Origin of the sequence: Bacillus sp. TL12 (assembly GCF_022625245.1) — a bacterium.
Lineage (GTDB): Bacteria > Bacillota > Bacilli > Bacillales > Bacillaceae_G > Bacillus_A.
Map to the genome: position 1 here is coordinate 1 of NZ_JAJJBY010000187.1, position 613 is coordinate 613.

Consider the following 613-nt stretch of genomic DNA (forward strand, 5'->3'; position numbering starts at 1 on the left):
TTTATATGAATCTCATTTATACCTATCGTAGCATACAAAAATAAGAAAATATGCACCATAAACTCTAAATCTTTATCCAAAATAAATATTCTTAGCGTACAACCAATACATGCATTTGTGTCAAAAGTGTGTCTAAACGTACAAAATTCTCAAAATGATAAGGTGAGAGGAAACAGCCTTTAATGTACTTGAAAATGTATACTATTTTTTTAGGTTTTAAATTTTTATATTTATTACGGTATGTGAAATTATTTATGTTCTTTTTTAACTTGTTTGCTCTTTCTCAAAAAACGCACTATAATAACTTAAACATAGCGTATCATATGGAGGTTTATCATGAATAAAACAGAACTAATTAACCAAGTATCAGCGAAAACATCCCTGTCAAAAAAAGATGCAACTACATCTGTACAGGCTATCCTCGATCAAATTACACAAACTCTAGCAAAAGGAGATTCGGTACAATTAATTGGATTCGGTACATTTGAAGTGCGTGAACGTTCAGCACGTACAGGACGTAATCCTCAAACGGGGGAAGAAATGCATATTCTAGGTGGAAAAGTACCTGGATTTAAAGCGGGGAAAAACTTAAAAGAGGCTGTAAAGTAAAGAA

Annotated in this window: 1 protein-coding gene; it reads left to right on the forward strand. The window is 31.8% G+C overall.

The window, feature by feature from the left end; genetic code table 11:
* Positions 1-336: 336 nt before the first annotated feature.
* Positions 337-609 carry an HU family DNA-binding protein gene (locus LOK41_RS28405; RefSeq protein WP_241819437.1) on the forward strand — a complete coding sequence of 91 codons (273 nt, stop codon included), beginning with the start codon at positions 337-339 and terminating at the stop codon, positions 607-609.
* The last annotated feature ends 4 nt before the right edge of the window (positions 610-613 follow it).